A 19,400-nucleotide genomic window follows, 5' to 3' on the forward strand; every position below is an offset into this window, starting at 1 on the left:
GTCGTAACTTTCGGGCGCTAGGACTCGTCAAAGAAGGTCGGGAAGGGCGCAGCTCCAAGGGCCATCTAGTGTGCAGATCGGGGCTCTCATGTATTCTGTCTATATTACCGAACGGCCGGTCAGTAATTTGCGGCCGTTCAGTCCATTTCGTGCCCGTGCCTTGGAAGGACCCGTCGACGATGACCAGTACCGCAGTCGCTCCGGAAGCCACAACCGTTGAAACCGTGCCCAGTTTCGTCCAGGGCGAGTGGTGGACCCCAAGCGCCGACGCCTCCGCGGGCGTGCCTGTCCGTGACGCCAGCACAGGCGAGATCCTCGCAACGGTCAACACCGACGGACTGGACCTTGCCGGCATCGTGAACTACGGCCGCACGGTGGGCCAGCGCGAGCTCGGCAAGCTCACCTTCCACCAGCGCGCCCTCAAGCTCAAGGAACTGGCCCAGTACCTCAACGGCCGCCGCGAGGAGTTCTACACTTCCTCCTTCAAGACCGGCGCCACCAAGATCGACTCGATGGTGGACATCGACGGCGGCATCGGCGTGCTCTTCACCTTCGGTTCCAAGGGCCGTCGGGAGCTGCCGAACTCGCAGGTTGTGGTGGACGGTCCCATGGAAGTCCTGTCCAGGGACGGTTCCTTCGCCGGCGAACATATCTACACCCGCATCCCGGGCATCGCGGCTCAGATCAACGCCTTCAACTTCCCCGTGTGGGGCATGCTCGAGAAGTTCGCGCCTGCATTCATCGCCGGTGTCCCCACCATCGTCAAGCCGGCCACCCCCACCGGTTACGTTGCCGCCGTCGTGGTCAAGGCAATCGTTGAGTCGGGCATTCTGCCGGAAGGCTCGCTGCAGCTCATCTCGGGATCCGCCCGCACCCTGCTGGACCACCTCGACTACCGCGACATTCTCGCCTTCACCGGCTCCGCCTCCACCGCCAACTCGCTGAAGTCCCACGTCAACGTGGTCCAGGGTGGCGTCCGGTTCACCTCCGAAACAGACTCGCTCAATGCCGCCATCCTCGGACCCGACGCCGTGCCCGGCACCCCCGAGTTCGACGCTTTCATTAAGTCGGTCGTCACCGAAATGACCGTCAAGGCCGGCCAGAAGTGCACCTCGATCCGCCGCACCATCGTGCCCCGGGCCCTGGTGTCCGACGTCGTCTCCGCCATCGGCGCGCGGGTTGACGAGCGCGTCGTGGTCGGCGACCCCCGGGCAGAGGGCGTCACGATGGGCGCGCTTGCGTCCCTCGAGCAGCTCGCCGACGTTCGCGCCGCGGTGCAGTCAATGCTCGACGCCGGTGGCGAGCTTGCGTACGGGACGCTCGATTCGCCGTCGGTCACCTCGCTCGACGGCACCGTTGGTGTGGTGGAGGGCGGCGCGTTCATGTCACCCGTCGTGCTGAGCTGGGCTGACGTGGACTCTGAAGCCGTGCACTCGCTTGAGGCTTTCGGTCCGGTGTCGTCCGTGATCGGCTATGCGGACCTCGACGACGCCGTCCGTCTTGCCGCCCGCGGTGGCGGCTCCCTCGTGGCCTCCGTCTGCACCAACGATCCTGCAGTTGCCCGCGAATTGGTGACCGGAATCGCGGCGCACCACGGCCGTGTCCTGATGCTCAACCGCGAGGACGCCCGCACGTCAACCGGGCATGGTTCGCCCGTGCCGCACCTGGTTCACGGTGGGCCGGGCCGCGCCGGTGGTGGCGAGGAACTCGGTGGTATCCGTTCCGTCATGCACCACATGCAGCGCACCGCCATCCAGGGCTCGCCGAACATGCTCACTGCTGTGACCGGCGTTTGGCACACCGGCGCGGACCGCAACTTCACGGTTGAGACGGAAGGAACGCACCCGTTCCGGAAGTCGCTCGCTACCCTGCGGATCGGCGACGCCGTTCGCTCCGAACTGCGACAGGTCACCCTGGACGACATCACGGCCTTCGCCAACTCCACCGGCGACACCTTTTACGCCCACACCAACCAGGAAGCAGCCGAAGCCAACCCCTTCTTCCCGGGAATCGTGGCGCACGGGTACCTCCTGCTCAGCTGGGCCGCGGGGTTGTTCGTGGAGCCCGCCCCGGGCCCCGTCCTGGCCAACTACGGCCTGGAGAACCTGCGCTTCATCACTCCCGTGGCCGCGGGGGATTCGATCCGCGTCACGCTTACGGCCAAGAAGATCACCCCGCGCGAGACCGACGAATACGGCGAAGTAGCCTGGGACGCCGTGCTGACGAACCAGAACGACGAAATCGTAGCCACCTACGACGTCCTGACCCTCGTGGAAAAATAGCCTCCCCTACCGACGCTCGCTCACTTGTGTGGGTGTTTGGCCGGACGCTCGCTCACTTGTGTGGGTGTTTGGCCGGACGCTCGCTCACGCGGAACGCTCCCCATCACTGGGGAGCGTTCCGGACCGATGTTCGTTTTATTGCCCGGGGGCGCGGTATGTCGGGGTCTTCTTGGCAGCTTCGTCGAGATCCTCAACCGTCATGAGCGGCTTCAAATGCAGGCGCACAGCGCCTGTCGCATTGATCATGAGTGAGAGGGCGGCGGCGCTAGCCGCGTCCGGGATCTCGAAGACTCCGACGACGTCGGTCTCCCCGAAAGCGTAGTAGAAACTCTCGAGCGATCCGTCTACGGATTTGAGTGCATCGACCACAGCATCGCGGCGCTTGGTGCCACCCTCGCGCAACAGCCCCTTGATTCCGTCGCCTACGTAGTTTGCTTCGAATAGATATTTGGTCATTGTCTTCCCGTCCCGTGATGTCCAGGACTCGGGCCTCCTAAGGTGCTCCCATCACCCGTTGAGGGAAGGTCCCGGAGTTGTTCCCCTGCGAGGGGGCTGTGCACATAGTAGGCCGAGGCTGTCGCCCTGACAACGGTCTAGGCGGACGCTCGGCCAGAAGGTCTTTCCGATCCCGTCCGGCGTAAGATTTTTTGCGTAGGAGGTGGCGAAATGAACCTAGCACTCAGGACAGCCACAACCGTCTTGCCCGTCGATGACATAGCCCGAGCCCGCAGCTTTTACGCAGAGAAACTCGGCCTTCCTCATCGCGGCATGACGTGGGATGGGAATGATTTGTTTGGCATCGAAGGCGGCCCCATGCTGCAGTTGATGCCCATCAAGGACGGCATGCACTCATCGCACACCGCCCTTTCCTTTGAAGTCAGTGACATCGAGCGGACAGTCGACGAAATGGAGGCGAGCGGCGTCGAATTCCGGGACTATGACCTCCCCGATCTCAAGACCGAACACCACATTTGTACTACTGACGCCGATCGTTGCGCCTGGTTCATGGACACGGAAAACAACGTCCTCTGCGTCCATGAAAGCTTGGGTATCCAAGCCGAATACCAGCTCTGATTGGCTAAAAAGCACTCACAGCACCACGCAGAACGCTCGCTCACTTTTTAGTGAGCGAGCGTTCTGTCATCTGGCCGTATATGTGAGCGGGCGTCGGGGGAGAGTGCCGTATAGGTGAGCGGGCGTTGGGGGAAGGTGCCGTATAGGTGAGCGGGCGTTGGGGGAGGAAGGAGGGCGTCAGGGAGCGAGCCCTACGCCGAGGCGTGGAGGCCGTCGAATGCCATGGTGATGACGTCGTCGGCCAGGCGCTGCGGGGAGAGCGAGCCGCCCGGTTTGTACCACTCCACGATCGAGTTGATGGTGCCGAACAGGAGCCGGGTCACGGTGCGGGGGTCGATGTCCTGGCGCAGGGTGCCTTCTTCGCGGGCGGCCGAGATCAGCTCAGCCACCTTGTGGTCGAATGCACGACGCCGTTCCAGGGCATCGCGCTCAATGTCGGTGTTGCCCCTGAGCCGCAGGAGCAGCGTGACGAACGGCAGCCGGTCCACGAGCACGGCGATGGTCTGCCGGAGGACAAATTCCAAGCGCGCATCCGCCGCCCCAGTAACAGCCTCGGGCTGTTCCAGGATGGCCTCGAGCCCACCCAGTGCATGCTCAAGGGCGAGCTTCAGGAGGTCACCCTTGGACGGCACGTGGTGGTAGATGGCCGACTTTGAGATCCCGAGGTTCTCGGCCAGAATGCCCATGGACGTGGCGTCGTAACCGTGGCGGTTGAAGACGTCGACGGCGATGAGCAGCACTGATTGCTGGTCGTATCCGGGGCGTCCCCGCTTGGTTGCTGTTTCACTAGGCATGCTGGCCATTTTCTCATGAACGGTCGGTTGATTCGTGCACGCACCCGGCCACGTTACCTCTTGGGTCGCATGTCGTAGACGCGGCGTAGTTTGCCGTTGGAGCGCTCAAGCGAACCCGGCTCCACAACGTCCACCACGCACGAAGAACCCACATGGATCTTGATCTGCTCGCGCAAGGCGTGTGCCGCCGTCGTGCCCGCCTCGACCGAAACGTTCTCGCGGCGCTCAATCTTGACCGTCAGCGAATCCATCCGCTTGCCCTCGGGGCGGGTGAGCTCAAGCTGGAAGTGCGGGCTGAGCTCGGGGATGCGCAGGGCGATTTCCTCGATCTGCGACGGGAAGAGGTTCACGCCGCGCAGGATGATCATGTCGTCGCTGCGGCCGGTGATCCGGCCCATACGGCGGTGCGCGGGGCGGGCGGTGCCGGGCAGCAGGCGCGTGAGGTCCTTGGTGCGGTACCGGATGATCGGCAGCGCTTCCTTGGTGAGCGAGGTGAAGACGAGTTCGCCCGGCTCGCCGTCGGCCAAGACGGCACTTTCCCCGCGGGAGGGATCGAACGGATCGATGATCTCAGGGCGGAAGTGGTCTTCCCAGATGTGGCAGCCGTCCTGGGTCTCCACGGCCTCGCCGGCGACACCAGGACCCATGACTTCGGAGAGCCCGTAGATGTCGCAGGCCTTGATGTTCATGGTGGTTTCGAGCTCGTGGCGCATTTCCTCGGTCCACGGTTCGGCTCCGAGCACGGCATACTTGAGCGAGGTCGACGCCGGATCCACACCCATGTGCGTCATCGCGTCGGCGATTGTGAGCAGGTAGGTGGGGGTTGCCAGGATGGCGTCCGGCTTGAAGTCCTGGATCAGCTGGATCTGGCGTTCGGTCTGGCCGCCGGACATCGGGATGACGGTGCAGCCGAGCGCTTCGGCACCCGCGTGCGCACCCAGGCCGCCCGTGAACAGGCCGTAGCCGTAGGCGTTGTGGACCTTCATGCCCGGGCGGACACCGGAGGCGCGGAGCGAGCGGGCCACGAGGGTGGCCCAGTTGGCGAGGTCGTTTTTGGTGTACCCGACGACGGTGGGCCGGCCCGTGGTGCCGGAGCTCGCGTGGATGCGGGCTACTTCGTCCTGCGGCACGGCGAACATGCCGAAGGGGTATTCCTGGCGGAGGTCTTCCTTGGTGGTGTATGGGAACTTGCCGAGATCGGACAGTTCGCGGAGATCGGAAGGGTGGACGCCGGCGTCGTCGAACTTGCGTTTGTACAGCGGCACGCGATCGTAGGCGTAGGCCACGGTGTGTTGGAGGCGGCTGAGCTGCAGGGCCTCGAGCTCGTCGCGGGAGATGGTTTCTTCGCGATCTAGCTGTGCGGTGTTAAGCGGTGCGTCAGGAGCGGCGACGGTGTTCTGTGTCATGGTGTTCCTACTTCTTGGAGATGGTGCGGCTGCGGCCACGGAACTCGGCGATGAGCTCGCCGTAGCTGCCCGGATCCTTGGTCGACACGGACGCGGTGCGTTCCGTGGGGTCGGCCGCGAAGATCTGGATGTCGTACAGGCCGCTGCGGCCGTTGTTGGCGCGACGGTTTGCGACGGCGGTGATCACCTGGCCTTGATAGGCCGGCTTGAGGAAGTTGATGTCGACGCCGGCGGCGACAGTTATGGTGTCAGCTTCCGACGGCGACAGGACGGCCGGGTTGCACGCGAGGGCAAACGCTGAATCCGCGAAGGCGAAGATCATTCCGCCGTGGGCCATCCCGAAGCCGTTGAGCATTTCCTGGCGAAGAGTCATCTGGACCGTGGCGTGGCCGTCGTCGATCTTGAGCACCTTGAGGCCCATCCACTCCGAGGCGGGGTCGTTCTTGAGGATCTGGTGCTGCGCTGCGCCAGAAAGGGTGGTCTCAACCATGCGTCAATGCCTCCAGCTTTATTTACCGAATGTTCATTAGGTAATCCCAGTTTGCTTGAACTGTCAAGAGGTGACCGCTCGGCGGGACGGTTCCGGACCCCCGTAGTAGCCTCGAGGCATGCCCCTTATCGAACTGCCCATCCGGACTCCGAGGCTTGTGCTTCGCCGATTCGAGGCCACCGACCTGGAGCGATTCCACGCCTACCAGTCATTGCCCGAGACTGCCCGATTCCTGCTCCGGCAGGAATTGACCCTCACTCAGTCCATGGAGGCGCTGGGCCGATACGCCAACTTCACCTTCGAGCAAGAGGGCGACTGGGTGTGCCTCGCCATCGAGCGCGCGGACTCGCCCGGGCTGCTTGGCGAAGTTGTGCTCAAGTGGCTGCCGGGCACGGGGCAAGCGGAGATTGGCTGGATCCTGGCTCCGGAAAGCCGAGGCCAAGGTTACGCCGCCGAGGCAGCGGAGGCCGTGCTCCGCCTGGGTTTCGAAACCCTCATGTTCCACCGGATCGATGCCAAGCTGGATGCCCTGAACACCTCGTCGTCGGGATTGTGCGAGCGGCTTGGGATGCGCCGCGAAGCCGAGCTCGTGGACAACTGGCACTACAAGGGCCAATGGTCCACGGAAGTCATCTACGCCATGCTCGACTCCGAGTGGCGCGCCCGGAAATAGAGCCCGGAAATAGCGCAGCGGATTCCAGGCGAATTTCAGAGGGCGCGGAGAGTCTCCGCGAGCCGCGCGGCGTAGGCCTCGGCACGCCGCACCGACGACTCGGAGTAAGCCCCTGCGACGTCCAGCAGATTGAGGCAGCCGAGGAATCGGCCGTTGTGGACGACCACCGCGTTGATAGCTGCGCTGAGGTTGAGGGCGCCAAGGACATCCTGGTGTTCGAACGCATCCGAATCGATGGCTCCCTGGTCCGAAGCGAGGAATGATTCCTGGGTTACGACGCAGCGCTTGAGCCAGTCTTCACCCAGTTCACTTGAGATCCCGCCCACCCGGTAGAGCTCCGGCATGGTGGAAAACACCCGGACCAGGTCCCTGGTCCCAGGACGCCAGAGGGAGATGGTTGTCAGCATTGCCCCTACGTCCGCTGTGGCGGAGGCGGCGATGCCGGCGAGCTTGGCGGACGCGCCTGCAGAGAGGGGAATCTCGACGTATTCCTCCTCGAATTGGGGGACGGTCATGGTGCGGGCTCCAGTTCTTTCTCGGGTGCGATGGACGCTGTTGCCCGGGAGAGCAAGATGACGCCGGCCAATGCGGCCGCCCCTCCGAGGAGGGACGCGACACTGGGGACTTCACCCAGCAAAATCCACCCGAGCAACAGGGACAGCACTGGCACGACATACAGGAGAGAACCGCCCTCTGCCACGCTGGTCCGCGACAGCGAGACGTTCCAGAAACCGTAGGCCACCACCGTGCAGATCACCACGAGCACGGCCAGCGCCAGCCAAACAGTCCATGTGAACTCCGCCGGAGCCACTGCGAGTCGAGCCGTCGGCAGCGTGGCCACACCACCGATGAGGGATCCCCAGAAGACCACTTCGAGCGGAGGGACGCGTGACAGCAGGGGCTGTTGGACGATGAGGAATGCCGACAGGAGAAGGGCGGCTGCCACGATGTACAAGGCGTCTCCGTTGAAGCCGACGGCCACGGAATCGCCCAGCGTAATGACTACGACGCCTGCCACGGCAAGCAGCATCCCCCAGTAGCCCAGGCTGGACGTTCTCTCCCGCAGCATGAGATGGCCGAGGACGAACGCGAAAACGGGCGAGATATTCAGCAGGAGGCTCGTTGTTCCGGCCGGGACGGTCGTCTGCCCCAGGTTCAGGAGCAGGCCGAAGCCTGCATATCCGAGCAATCCCGCGACCAGCATCCTCGGAATGTCACGACCCCGCAGCGTGAGCCGCTGCCGCCGGACCAGTAGCACCAAGCCGAGCACGACGGCGGCACCCAAGTAGCGCAGCGGCGTCAGGTCTTGCGGGTCCACCACTTTCAGGGCCTCGCGGGTAGCCACGTATGTGGGCGCGGAAGATAGCACCATCAGCACATCTGGTCTTCGGTACCATCCGGTCACAATTGGGGCCTTCCCGATGAAATGGCCCATTGTTTCAGGCCGGTTAAATTATTCGGAGAACTATTGCTCTCCCAGACGATTTATTCGTACAGTACATGAATTAGATCGTTCGCGGAAGAAATAAAGATAAGGATTCGGCACCATGGATTCACGGATCGAAGCACCAACAGGGTGGCTGTCCCGGCGCACCCTTCTCGCCGGTTCAGCCCTGTTGCTGGCCCCCGCGGTCCTCGCAGCCTGCGGGGTCAGCCCGTCGTCGTCGACCACGGGTGCCGCGACCGGCGCTGCTCGCCAGGGCGGGACGTTGCGCATCGCCCGGCCGCCGGCGTCGAAGGCTGAAACCTTGGACCCTGCCAGTTCCTTGTCCGCTTATGAATACCTGGGCGCCCTTTACAACCGCTTGGTCAAGCTTTCGGCCAAGGGTGAGCTCGTTCCGGACCTGGCCGAGTCGTGGACACTGTCCGCAGACGCGATGAGCTGGACTTTTGTACTGCGCAAGGGTGTGACTTGGCACGATGGGAAGCCGTTCACTGCCCAGGACGTCATTTTCTCGATTCAGCACATCCTGGATCCGGCCACAAAGTCTCCGCAGGCCGGGGTGCTTTCCCCCTTTGTCGACGGCAACTCCATCAAGGCCCCCGATGCCACAACCGTGGTTTTTGCCCTGAAGTCTCCGAACGCCGAATTCGCCAGCTTGCTGACCGGTTACAACTGCTACATCATCCCGGCCGGTTCCGCAGCCACCATCGGTGCCAGCGGCATCGGCACGGGTCCGTTCAAACTGAAGAGTTTCACGGCGGCAGGGCCCGGTTCCATCGTGCGTAATCCCAACTACTTCGGCGACAAACCAGCGTTGGACGGGATTGAGTTCTCCTCCATCGCGGACACCCAGGCCCGGGTGAACGCCTTGCTGGCAGGGCAGGTTGATCTCGTGGCCCAGACCAACCTCGACTTCGCCACCGCCAAGACGGTTTCGGCCTCTTCCATAGCAACGGTCACCAGTGTGAAGAACGCCCAGTGGTATCCGGTACCCATGCTCAACACGAGCCCGGAGTTCAAAGACCCGGATATCCGCCGCGCATTCGCGCATGCGTATAACCCGGACGAAGTATTCAAACTGGCGGTGCAGGGCAATGGAACCGTTGCCCACAACAACCCCGTGCCACCCACCGAGGCCTACTACCTCGACTATGGCTTGGGCTACGACCCGGATAAGTCGAAGTCCCTGCTGAAGGCAAAGGGCTTTGACCACTTCGATGTGCCCATCTACACCTCAAGCTACGATCCCGTGCTGTCCCCACTTGCGCTTGCCCTGCAGAGTTCAATGAAGGCCGCCAACATCAACTTGGCCGTGACCAACTCTCCCGCGGATTCCTACTTCACCGACGTCTGGATGAAGAAGCCCTTGATGACCACCTACTGGTACACGGGCCGCCCCATCGACCAGTTGCTGAACCAGATCTTCCGTACCGGGTCTTCCTACAACGAGACGGCATACTCGAATGCCACGTTCGACCAGACTTTGGACGCTGCCCGCGCCACAGTGGACGCGGCCAAGCGGAAGACGCTCTACCAGGATGCGCAGAAGATCCTGATCGACGACGGCGGCTCCCTGACTCCCTTCTTCTCCGACCGGATCACGGGGCTGAGCAAGAAGGTAGTCAATTACAGCGAGCACGGCTTCGAATTCGACTACATCAACATCGGGCTGCGTGCATAATGGTCACGTTTTTCGCCAAGCGGTTGGGCTGGTCCGTCTTCACGGTGCTGCTGGCAACGGTACTGGTTTTCAGTGCCATCCAGTCTCTGCCGGGAGACGCGGCCACCCAGCTGCTGGGCCAGAACGCCACGCCGTCGGCGGTGGCCACTATGCGGCAACAACTCGGGCTGGATGAGCCGCCTGTCTCGCGTTTCTTCACTTGGCTCGGCAAGGCGTTGCACGGCGACTTTGGCAACTCCCTCGTAGGCGGTGGCAGCGTCGCTGGAGAGGTGGGCTCCGCATTGGTGAACACGTCCCTGCTGGCCGGCATCACCATCGTGATCGGCATCCTGCTCTCCCTTGTGCTGGGCCTCGTTGCCGGACTGACCCGCGACCGGTGGCCGGACATCTCGATTTCCACGCTGGCGCTCGTGGGGATGAGCGTTCCGGAGTTTGTGGTGGCCACCGTGCTGGTGCTCCTCTTCTCCATCTACATCCCGATTTTCCCGGCAGTGGTGATTGCAGGTCAGAATGCCTCCCTCGCGGATCTTCTACCCTCTGTCTGGCTACCTGCCGGGGCGCTGATTTGCGTTCTTGCGGCCTACATCATCCGGATGATGCGCACCTCGGTGATCGACGTGATGGACAGCGAATTTGTCCGCACAGCGATCTTGAAAGGCAACTCGACTTCCCGGGTGGTCTTCAAGCACCTGCTGCCCAGCGCCATGTTGCCCACCCTGAACGTGATCGCCATGAACATAGCTTGGCTGATCGGCGGTGTGGTGGTTGTGGAAAGCATTTTCAACTATCCGGGGATCGGCACCCTGATGATCAGATCTGTCCAGACACGTGACCTTCCCACCATCTTGCTGATCACGGTGATGAGCGCGTTGACATATGTGGTGTGCAACCTGCTGGCGGACTTTGCAGCGTTCCTGCTGAATCCTCGGCTGCGATACCCCAGGAGCAGCAAATGACAGGGAGCAGCAAATGACACGGAGCAGCAAATGAGCGCAATGACGACGACTGCCCCGGCACCCACCGGCCCGGCACCCAAGGCCCCGAGCAGCCTTGGACGGGCGGTCCGGTCCATCCTGAAGTCCCGGGCGGCCACTTTCGGGTTTGCCCTGGTGATAGTGAATATCGTGGTGGCGGTCCTGGCCCCGGTGCTGACTTCCTATGATCCGATCGCTACGGACGCGATGAGCGCCCTGCAAGAGAGCTCCGGCGCTCACTTGCTAGGAACGGACGCTCTCGGCCGGGATACCCTCACGCGAACCTTGTTTGGTGGACAGTACGCATTGGCCATCAGTTTCACTGCCACCGGACTCACGGTCTTGCTCGGATCCGTCATCGCGGGCATCGCAGCGTACCGTGGCGGCATTGTCGATGACATCATCACCAGGGTGTTGGATTCGGTGCTGGCAGTACCGGCAATCCTGTCCATGTTGGTGGTGGTGACCATCTTCGGTACGGGGCCTTGGGTGATCATTTTGGCTGTTGTGGTGGTCTATACGGGCGGGGTGACCCGCATTGTTCGGGCCGCCGCAATGGACGTGATGCCCAAGGACTTCATCACCGCTGCCAAGGCGCGCGGCGAGGGGATGTTCTCCATCCTCTTCCGGGAAGTCTTCCCCAATGTCTTGGACATCATCTTGGTGGAATTCGCCATGAGGGCCTCCTGGGTGGTGCTGCTTATCAGCTCGCTGTCCTTCCTGGGCTTCGGCGCTAGCCCGCCGACGCCGGACTGGGGCCTCATGGTGGCCGAGAACCGGAACCTGATGGCTGTTGTGCCAATGGCCACGTTGTCGCCCATCGCGGCACTCGCGTCCTTGATTGTTGGACTCAACCTTGCGGCCGATGGGCTTGCGAAGAGCTTCGGCATCGACCGAATGAAGGAGGTGCTGGGCTAGTGACAATAGATGCAGCCGACACCACATATGAAGCAACCGTGGTCAACCGGACGGACATTGTCCGGATCGAGAACCTCAGCGTTTCCTACCGCTCGGGAAACCGCCAAGTGGACGTCCTCAAGGACGTGACCTTGCAGCTGCGGCGCGGTCACGTTCTGGGCCTGGTGGGGGAATCGGGTTCCGGGAAATCCACGCTGGCCGGTGCCTTGCTGGGCTCCCTGCGGAGCACGTCCTTCGTGTCCAACGGGTCCGTGCACGTGGCGGGCCAGGACGTCTTTGCGCTTGCCCCGCGGGAGCTGCGCCGCCTTCGCACGGCTGAGGTTGCGATGGTCCCGCAGAATGCCGGAAACGCGCTGACTCCCACCATGAAGATCGGAGAGCAGATCGCTGAAGTCCTTCACCACCTCAAGGGAAACAAGGCCGCCCAGCGGGCCCGCGCCGAGGAGCTGCTCCGGCTGGTCAGGCTCCCGAACCCTGGGCCGGCGCTGGACAGGTATCCGCACCAATTTTCCGGCGGACAACAACAGCGCATCGGGATTGCCATGGCGCTCGCCGCCAACCCGTCCCTCCTGGTCCTTGATGAACCGACTACTGGACTGGATGTGGTCACGCAGGCCGCCATCCTTGACCTTCTTACGGAACTACAGAAGACCCTGGGCATGTCCATGGTGATGGTCAGCCATGACTTGGGCGTCATTGACAAGATGTGCACGGACATTGCCCTGCTCCGCAAAGGTGCGGTGGTTGAATCCGGCCTGACACGAAGTGTCCTCGCACAGCCGCAACATGCTTACACTCGGGGCCTGATCGACAGCGTGCCGCGGATCGACACTCCCGGCATCCCTCCTGGAATGGATCAATCAGCCATCGACGACGGGACCGTGCGGGAAGGCGCCGTCGAGTTGTATATCCGGACTCCGCCCAGGGAGGCCAAGCCCGTGCTGAGCGTCCGGAACCTGACAATCGACTACCGCAAGAAGCCAGTTCCCGGCACGGGTCCCACGGTGCAGGATGTCAGTTTTGAGGTTAATGCCGGCGAGATTGTGGCGCTCGTGGGCGAATCCGGTTCCGGAAAGTCCACCATCGCCAACGCCATTGCGGGTTTGCAGAAGAGCGAAGGGGGACGGATGTCCCTCGCCGGGTCCGGGGACGAGCCTGCAAACGGCCCGGCGGGTAGCGGCAATCTGGCCGGGACCGTGTCCAGCCGCCCCAAGAGTCTCCGCCAAGCAGTGCAGTTGATCTTCCAAAATGCCGACACTTCGCTGAATCCGAGGCATTCTGTCCGGACGGCTATCGCGCGGCCCTTGAAGCTTTTCGGCGTCAAAGGATCCACCGTGGAGCGGGCGTTGGAAGAAGTGGAGCTCCCGGCCAGCTTCGCGCAGCGGCTGCCGGGCCAGCTCTCGGGTGGCCAACGCCAGCGAGTCGGCATCGCCCGGGCCATCGCCGCCGGCCCGTCCCTCGTGCTGGCGGACGAAGTTGTGTCAGCGCTTGACGTCTCGGTGCAATCTTCCATCCTGCGACTGATGGACACCCTGAGCCGGGACAAGGACATCGGCTTCCTTTTCATCACCCATGATCTCGCCGTCGTCCGGTCAGTAGCGGACCGTGTTGTGGTCCTCTACCTCGGACGCATCGTCGAGGACGGCACAGTGGAGGAGATCTTCTCCAACACGTCCCATCCATACACCCGGCTCCTGCTGGACTCGGTGATCGAACTCGGCGACGACCATGAGGCCAAGGCACAAGGAGTCCGGGACGAAATCCCTGACGCCCCGCCCGAGCTCGGATGCCCCTTTGCCAGCCGGTGTCCGATTGTCCGCGACGTTTGCCGCACGGTCCTCCCGCCCACCATCCAGGTTTCGGACACGCACCATATCAAATGCCACGCCGACGTGGCAGACCTCCGCTAGGCACCCGCTGCCCTCTAGCGCTGCACGCGCCCTAGAAAGGAAACGCCCGTGAAGATCCGCACGGACTTCCCCCACTCCGTCACCGTCATGGAACACGTCCTCATTCCGATGAGCGACGGCGTCCAGCTGGCTGCCACAATCTGGCTTCCCGAAGACGCGGCCTCACGGCCGGTGCCTGCACTGTTGGAGTACCTGCCCTATCGACGCGGGGACTGGACTGCGCCGCGTGACGCGCAGCGCCACCCGTGGTACGCGGGCCACGGGTACGCCTCGGTCCGGGTGGATATGCGCGGCTGCGGAGATTCCGAAGGCGTCATGCTTGACGAATACCACCCCCAGGAACAAGCAGACGGCGTTGAGGTCATCGAGTGGCTGGCCGCACAGCCTTGGTGTACCGGCAAAGTGGGAATGTTCGGAATCTCCTGGGGCGGATTCAATGCCTTGCAGCTCGCGGCGGAGCAGCCGGAGGCGCTTAAAGCCATTGTCACGGTCTGCTCCACGGACGACCGCTATGCCGACGACGTGCACTATTTCGGCGGCGCGATGCTGGGCATCGACATGACTTCCTGGGCTGGAACCATGCTGGCGTTCCAGTGCCGCCCGCCTGCGCCCTGGCGGGTTGGCGACGCTTGGGAAACCATGTGGAAGGAACGCCTGGAAGCCCTCCAGCCTTTCTCCGAAATCTGGATGGACCACCAAGAACGCGATGACTACTGGCGTCACGGTTCGGTCTGCGAAGACTATTCCAAAATCACCGCTGCCGTTTTGGCCGTCGGAGGCTGGGCTGATCCCTACCGCAATACCGTTTTTCGGCTGCTGGAGCATCTTGACGCGCCCGTGCAAGGGCTGATCGGCCCATGGTCGCACCAGTATCCGGACATCCAGCGCACGCCCGGTCCCACCATTGGCTTCCTGCAGGAGACCTTGCGTTGGTGGGACTACTGGCTCAAAGGCATCGAAACGGAGGTCATGGCCGAACCCCCGCTGCGCGCCTATCACCAGGAATCCGTGCGGCCGGCCACCCATTACCCGGAGCGGGCGGGCACCTGGGTGGGACTGGACGGCTGGCCGTCCGTCGACGTCGGGCACCGGCGCTTCAAGCTAAGTTCAGATTTGCGCAGCCTGGCAACGGACGCCGCCGGGATGGCCGTCGTCGACACACCGCAACACAACGGCGTGGACGCCGCCCGGTGGTTCCCCTTCGGGAACCTGTCCGATCTGCCGCCGGACCAGCGCGCCGAGGATGGGCGCTCGCTGGTGTTCGAGACTCCGGTCCTCGAAGAGGACATCAACCTGTTTGGCTACGCCCGTCTGAAGCTGCGGGTCAGCAGCAGCACGCCCCGGGCCAATGTCATTGCCCGGCTCTGCGATGTGGGACCGGATGGATCGTCCACCCTGATCACCCGCGGGGCCATCAACCTGGCGAGGCGAAACGGGATGGACAAGGCGGAGGAGCTCGTTCCGGGTCAATTCGTGGAAGCCGAGATCGAGTTCACCTCCATGTCGTGGCAGATTCCGGCCGGGCACAGGCTCCGGCTCGCTTTGGCCACGACGTACTGGCCCTGGATCTGGCCGCACGGCGAACAGGGGTCTGTGACCGTTGATTCGGAGCAGAGCGTACTGACACTCGATGACCTCGATCCTGCCGCCATTGGAAGGCGCGACATCGCGTTCGAGGAAGCTGAGCAAGCCCCGGGTTTGGACATCAGGCCCGGACCCGTGCTGGCCTCCCGCCCCGAACGTGAGGTCAGGTACGAGCCGCAATCGGAGTCCTGGACCTTGACCGTGGACCCGAACTACGGCGGCAACCGGATCTACCCGGACGGCCTGAACTTTGGCGAAGAAGCCCTAGAACGGTATTCGATATCGGGAAACGATCCCCTGACGGCGCGGGCTGAGTCCATGTGGAACGTCTCCCTGCAGCGCGAGGACTGGGGAGTTAGGATCGAGACCCACGCTACGGTCACCGCCAGCAAGGACCACTATGTACTGCACAACGAAGTCAAGACGTTCAAGGACGAGCAACTATTCTTTGAAAAGACTTTCGAGAAGCGCATCAGTCGGACATCGGCCTGAGCAGGGGAAACGAGGACGAGCGACATGACAACTACCGCCAAGGACCACGAAGAGCGGCCCCGCGCCAAGACCGTCGGCGAACGGCAGCGGCATCCTACTGAAGTGCGGCGTCAGCTGGTGGTTGACGCCGCACGGGACCTGATCGCGGACAAGGGGTTGTTCAATGTCCTTATCCGCGACATTTCAAAAGCCTGCGGAGTGTCACCCGGGACCATCACCTACCATTTCAAGAGTCTCGACGAAGTCCTCATGGAAGTAGTCAAGGCAGAAACCGCGGACTTCTACGTTCCGCTCCAGGAGAGCGCCAGAGGGTCCGGCGACCCCACCCGGGAACTGCTGTATTTCCTGGAGGGAATGTTCGGTTCCGACGCGAACTCCCGCCGGCACTGGCTGATCTGGTTCGATTTCTGGTCCGCAGCGGCCAGGGACGAAGCCTACGGACGCTGGATGAGCGAACACTACGACGGCTGGCGCAGCGCCCTGCGTGAGATTACCGAGCGTGGCGTCAGCGAGGGATCCTTCGTCTGCGACGATCCCCGGAGTTTCGCCATTGAAACGGCCGCCATGGTGGATGGCCTCGCCGTCCAGTGCTATGCACGGGGTTCATCCCTGCCGGTGGAAACATCCCGGAGCCTGCTCATCGCGTTCGTGAGGCGCGAGCTCCAGATCAGCTAAGCGGGACTTACGCTGAAATGCGCGAGGATAGCAGGCACTGCTGGTGTTAAGGTGGGCTGAGCATAAGAGATGGGGATCTTGACGTGGGCGCATCGGGCGTGGCTGTAGTAATTGAGGATGACGATGACATTCGTGAGGTGGTCCATGCCGTCCTCGAAGCATCGGGCCTGGAGGTTTACGCTGCCGGAAACGGTCTTGATGGCGTAGATGCGGTCCGCCTTCACAACCCGGACGTGATTACCTTGGACCTCGGTTTGCCCGACATTGACGGGATCGAGGTCACCCGCCGCGTCCGGGAGTTCAGTGACGCCTACATCATCATGCTTACCGCCCGCGCGCGCGAGGTGGACACTCTGCAAGGGCTGGCAGTCGGCGCTGATGACTTCGTCACCAAGCCCTTCCGCGCCCGGGAGCTCCTGGCCCGGGTTGAGACGCTCCTTCGACGGCCGCGCGGCAGCAAGCTTTTGAGCGGTTCCGGAGGGAGCCCGACGGCGGAGCTGCCGCCGGCTCCGCCGTCGAACGCGCCAGCCGCACCCACCCTCGTGCTTCCGGAGGCCGAGCCATCTGGGCTGGAGCACAACGGCCTTTACCTGGACGTGGCCACGCGGACTACCCGGGTGGGCACCGAAGAGGTGCAGTTGACCCGCACCGAGTTCGATCTTCTTCAGGCCCTCATGGAGGCCGGACGCGTTGTCCGGAGCACCACGGGCCTTGCCCGCTGGCTCCATGCCAGGGAGTACGAAACCGGAGGCTATGTCAGCGAGTCCGAGGAGCGCGCGATCCAGGTACACATCGCCAATCTGCGGCGGAAGCTCGGCGATTCGGCGCAGTCGCCACGCTGGGTGGAAACCGTCCGTGGTGTTGGATACCGGCTAGCTGCAAAGACTTCCGAAAACTGATCGAATCTTAAGGGAACCTTTAACGAGGCTCTTTACGCTGGGAAAGTCAACTTCGGATTTTTACGGCTCAAAGGAGCACTGCATGAAAAAATTCGCCGCAACACTTCTCATGACGGGGCTGCTCGCTATTGGCGGATTTGTCACTCCCGCCAACGCCGCCCCGAAGCACGACACCACGAGCACCACAGTAACGACGGTTACCACCGTCCCTGTTGTGAGCGACCCGGTCCACTACGCGCAGATCGGTTGGTGGCCCAACTAGCTCGCATTAGATGCCGTTTAGACGTCTCATAACGGCATCTACTGCCAGGTACTTGGGTGGACCACAAAGCAATGCCAAACACCGCCCCGGGAAACCGTCTCGGGGCGGTGTTCTTTTGGGCGTGGCGCAAGAAGGTCACGACGGCGCCGCCCGGCCGGCGTCGGGCCCCTTAGTTCTCCGTATCCAGCGGGAGCTGGACTGAAACCGTGGTTCCCACGCCGAGGGCGGACTCGACGTCGAGGCGGCCGGAATGGCGTTCCACAATGTCGTGGGCTATCGCCAGGCCAAGCCCGCTCCCGGGGATGGCCGCTGTGGAGGCGTTTGAGGCGCGGAAGAACCGCGTGAACACTTGGTCGATTTCCGTTTCGGGGATCCCGACGCCGGTGTCCTCCACGCGCACCACTACGCTGGGAACCGTGCCGGGGTCCGAGGTGACCCCGCTGCTGACGGCGACGTGGCCGCCGTCGGGCGTGAACTTGATCGCGTTGCTGATGATGTTGGCGAAGACCTGCTCGAGCTTGGCCTCGTCAGCCTGGACCGTCACGGTTCCTGGCGCATGCATCACGGTAAGGGACAGTGAACGGGAGTCGGCGAGCGGCTGCAACGTCGAGACAACAAGCCTGAGCAGGGTGCCCACATTCACGCGGCTCAATTGGAGGTCGCCGGACGTGTCCTGGTGCGAGACGGTGAGCATATCTTCGATCAGCCGTCGGAGGCGCTCGGCATTTCGTGAAATGACGTCGACCATCCGCCCTACACCCGCGGGAAGGGGTCCACCAGCGCCGGCGCGGATCATGTCCAGATAGGCCGTGATGGACGTCAGGGGAGTTCGAAGTTCGTGGTTCACAGTAGTGAGGAAATCGGTCTTGGCCTGGTCGAGTTCCTGGAGCTTGTACATGACTTGCTGTTGCGCGCCGATCAGGTGGCTCTGCATCAGGCCGTACGCCAGGTTTCCCGAGACGTGCTGAATCAGGCCTATTTCGGCGCGGGTCCATTCCTGAGCGGTGTCCGGGCGGGCGATCCAGATGACCCCCAGAACCAGATCACCTTCGCCTACCGGCACCACAACAGAAGCCGACGGCGCACCCGCGCCACCCGGCGCACCCGCGCCAGCGGAGCCACCCGAGGGAGCCCGTTTCGGCAGCGGCTGCACCTCCGCTTCTGCCCACAACCGCTCCGCCAGCTCGAACGTCGCGATGTTGTCGGTGAGTTCGCGTGGAAGGACTCCCGGTACCAGTCCCGGAGCGTTCCATTCGGCGCTCACTTGCGGCACGCGCGTGTCCTGGAACGTGGTGAACCAGACGTGTTCCGCGCCCAGGGCCTCGCCGATTCCATCCACCAGATGCCGGGCAATCCGGCCTGGATCAATGGTGGACCGGATCGCCGCGGACACCTTCCGCAGGCTCTCCCTCAGCGACTCTGCTTCCGAACGGCGGCGCGTCCGTTCGGCGGCGCGGGCTATCAGGACCAGTGCCCTGGATGCCCGAAAGGACGGAGCTTGGCCCTTGTATATGAAATCCGCAATGGCCCAGGCTTCCAAGGCAGCAACATCCAGCTCGTCCTCGGGATCCAGCATGAGCAGAACCGGGCCGACGTTCCTGGGCAGGAACTCGCGGAGGTCGTTGTCTACCACCAGCACGTCGCTCGGTTCGCTTTCCAGCGCGGCCGCAAGCGAACCGGCGTCGGGCGCTGAACGAACCAGAAACCCCGCCGCGGCGAGCGCTGCAACCGTCTCGGCGAGACGGGCAGGGTCAGGGTCGGCTACCAAAGCACGGTTTGGCACCGGTGCGTCGTGGGTCAAACTGCGCTCCTACTGTCCGGTTCGGCCCCCCTTTGGAGAGC

The 19,400-nt window shown here is 63.1% G+C and carries 18 protein-coding genes; 11 read left to right on the plus strand and 7 right to left on the minus strand.

Annotation, left to right across the window (positions count from 1 at the left end; translation table 11 throughout):
- Window positions 1-179 precede the first annotated feature (179 nt).
- Complete coding sequence (gene paaZ / locus ACFVTG_RS03700; RefSeq protein ID WP_390278070.1) at window positions 180-2,282, plus strand: phenylacetic acid degradation bifunctional protein PaaZ; 2,103 nt, start codon at window positions 180-182, stop codon at window positions 2,280-2,282.
- Window positions 2,283-2,417: 135 nt separating this feature from the next.
- Here the strand turns inward: paaZ and ACFVTG_RS03705 are convergent, their stop codons facing one another.
- The gene (locus ACFVTG_RS03705) at window positions 2,418-2,738 is read right to left on the minus strand and encodes a GYD domain-containing protein (RefSeq protein ID WP_284753769.1); all 321 of its coding nucleotides are present in this window, start codon (window positions 2,736-2,738) and stop codon (window positions 2,418-2,420) included.
- Window positions 2,739-2,948: 210 nt separating this feature from the next.
- Between ACFVTG_RS03705 and ACFVTG_RS03710 the strand changes: the two genes are divergently transcribed.
- Window positions 2,949-3,356, plus strand: a complete 408-nt coding sequence (locus ACFVTG_RS03710; protein WP_284753768.1) for a VOC family protein — start codon at window positions 2,949-2,951, stop codon at window positions 3,354-3,356.
- A 191-nt stretch (window positions 3,357-3,547) separates the two neighbouring features.
- Here ACFVTG_RS03710 and ACFVTG_RS03715 read toward each other — a convergent pair whose 3' ends face one another.
- From ACFVTG_RS03715 to ACFVTG_RS03725, 3 genes are read right to left on the minus strand one after another with little or no spacing between them, the layout of a single operon-like run.
- Complete coding sequence (locus ACFVTG_RS03715; protein ID WP_284756008.1) at window positions 3,548-4,150, minus strand: TetR/AcrR family transcriptional regulator; 603 nt, start codon at window positions 4,148-4,150, stop codon at window positions 3,548-3,550.
- 53 nt (window positions 4,151-4,203) lie between these two features.
- Window positions 4,204-5,556 carry a phenylacetate--CoA ligase PaaK gene (gene paaK / locus ACFVTG_RS03720; RefSeq protein ID WP_390278073.1) on the minus strand — a complete coding sequence of 451 codons (1,353 nt, stop codon included), beginning with the start codon at window positions 5,554-5,556 and terminating at the stop codon, window positions 4,204-4,206.
- 7 nt (window positions 5,557-5,563) lie between these two features.
- On the minus strand, window positions 5,564-6,046 hold the full coding sequence (locus ACFVTG_RS03725; protein WP_390278075.1) for a hotdog fold thioesterase: 483 nt from the start codon (window positions 6,044-6,046) through the stop codon (window positions 5,564-5,566).
- A gap of 118 nt (window positions 6,047-6,164) precedes the next feature.
- Between ACFVTG_RS03725 and ACFVTG_RS03730 the strand changes: the two genes are divergently transcribed.
- A complete protein-coding gene (locus ACFVTG_RS03730) occupies window positions 6,165-6,719 on the plus strand; it encodes a GNAT family N-acetyltransferase (protein ID WP_234748811.1) in 555 nt (184 codons plus the stop codon).
- 35 nt (window positions 6,720-6,754) lie between these two features.
- On the opposite strand, the gene ACFVTG_RS03735 is transcribed toward ACFVTG_RS03730, so the two are convergent.
- Both ACFVTG_RS03735 and ACFVTG_RS03740 read right to left on the minus strand, forming a co-directional pair.
- Window positions 6,755-7,234 carry a hypothetical protein gene (locus tag ACFVTG_RS03735; RefSeq protein ID WP_390278077.1) on the minus strand — a complete coding sequence of 160 codons (480 nt, stop codon included), beginning with the start codon at window positions 7,232-7,234 and terminating at the stop codon, window positions 6,755-6,757.
- Entirely contained in the window at window positions 7,231-8,091 is an 861-nt protein-coding gene (locus ACFVTG_RS03740; RefSeq protein ID WP_390278079.1) for a DMT family transporter, read from the minus strand. Before ACFVTG_RS03740 ends, ACFVTG_RS03735 begins: the two co-directional genes overlap by 4 nt.
- Window positions 8,092-8,266: 175 nt before the next feature.
- On the opposite strand from ACFVTG_RS03740, the gene ACFVTG_RS03745 reads away from it, so the two are divergent.
- The 8 genes from ACFVTG_RS03745 to ACFVTG_RS03780 all read left to right on the plus strand — a co-directional run bounded on the left by ACFVTG_RS03745 (window position 8,267) and on the right by ACFVTG_RS03780 (window position 17,558).
- Entirely contained in the window at window positions 8,267-9,844 is a 1,578-nt protein-coding gene (locus ACFVTG_RS03745; protein ID WP_390278081.1) for an ABC transporter substrate-binding protein, read from the plus strand.
- Window positions 9,844-10,800: an ABC transporter permease gene (locus tag ACFVTG_RS03750; protein ID WP_390278083.1), complete on the plus strand. Its 957-nt coding sequence runs from the start codon at window positions 9,844-9,846 to the stop codon at window positions 10,798-10,800. The genes ACFVTG_RS03745 and ACFVTG_RS03750 overlap by 1 nt, the downstream gene beginning before the upstream one ends.
- A 30-nt stretch (window positions 10,801-10,830) precedes the next feature.
- Window positions 10,831-11,736 carry an ABC transporter permease gene (locus tag ACFVTG_RS03755; protein ID WP_390278085.1) on the plus strand — a complete coding sequence of 302 codons (906 nt, stop codon included), beginning with the start codon at window positions 10,831-10,833 and terminating at the stop codon, window positions 11,734-11,736.
- Complete coding sequence (locus ACFVTG_RS03760) at window positions 11,736-13,646, plus strand: dipeptide ABC transporter ATP-binding protein (RefSeq protein WP_390278088.1); 1,911 nt, start codon at window positions 11,736-11,738, stop codon at window positions 13,644-13,646. The genes ACFVTG_RS03755 and ACFVTG_RS03760 overlap by 1 nt, the downstream gene beginning before the upstream one ends.
- A gap of 48 nt (window positions 13,647-13,694) precedes the next feature.
- Complete coding sequence (locus tag ACFVTG_RS03765; protein ID WP_390278091.1) at window positions 13,695-15,722, plus strand: CocE/NonD family hydrolase; 2,028 nt, start codon at window positions 13,695-13,697, stop codon at window positions 15,720-15,722.
- 24 nt (window positions 15,723-15,746) lie between these two features.
- Complete coding sequence (locus tag ACFVTG_RS03770) at window positions 15,747-16,397, plus strand: TetR/AcrR family transcriptional regulator (RefSeq protein ID WP_284755988.1); 651 nt, start codon at window positions 15,747-15,749, stop codon at window positions 16,395-16,397.
- Window positions 16,398-16,495: 98 nt separating this feature from the next.
- Window positions 16,496-17,296, plus strand: a complete 801-nt coding sequence (locus ACFVTG_RS03775; RefSeq protein ID WP_390278093.1) for a response regulator transcription factor — start codon at window positions 16,496-16,498, stop codon at window positions 17,294-17,296.
- Window positions 17,297-17,378: 82 nt separating this feature from the next.
- Window positions 17,379-17,558 (plus strand): hypothetical protein, encoded by a 180-nt coding sequence (locus ACFVTG_RS03780; RefSeq protein ID WP_284755984.1) that lies wholly within the window; start codon window positions 17,379-17,381, stop codon window positions 17,556-17,558.
- Between the two features lie 169 nt (window positions 17,559-17,727).
- On the opposite strand, the gene ACFVTG_RS03785 is transcribed toward ACFVTG_RS03780, so the two are convergent.
- The gene (locus ACFVTG_RS03785; protein WP_390278097.1) at window positions 17,728-19,359 is read right to left on the minus strand and encodes a sensor histidine kinase; all 1,632 of its coding nucleotides are present in this window, start codon (window positions 19,357-19,359) and stop codon (window positions 17,728-17,730) included.
- Window positions 19,360-19,400 lie beyond the last annotated feature (41 nt).

The organism is Arthrobacter sp. NPDC058127 (assembly GCF_042884555.1).
GTDB lineage: Bacteria > Actinomycetota > Actinomycetes > Actinomycetales > Micrococcaceae > Arthrobacter.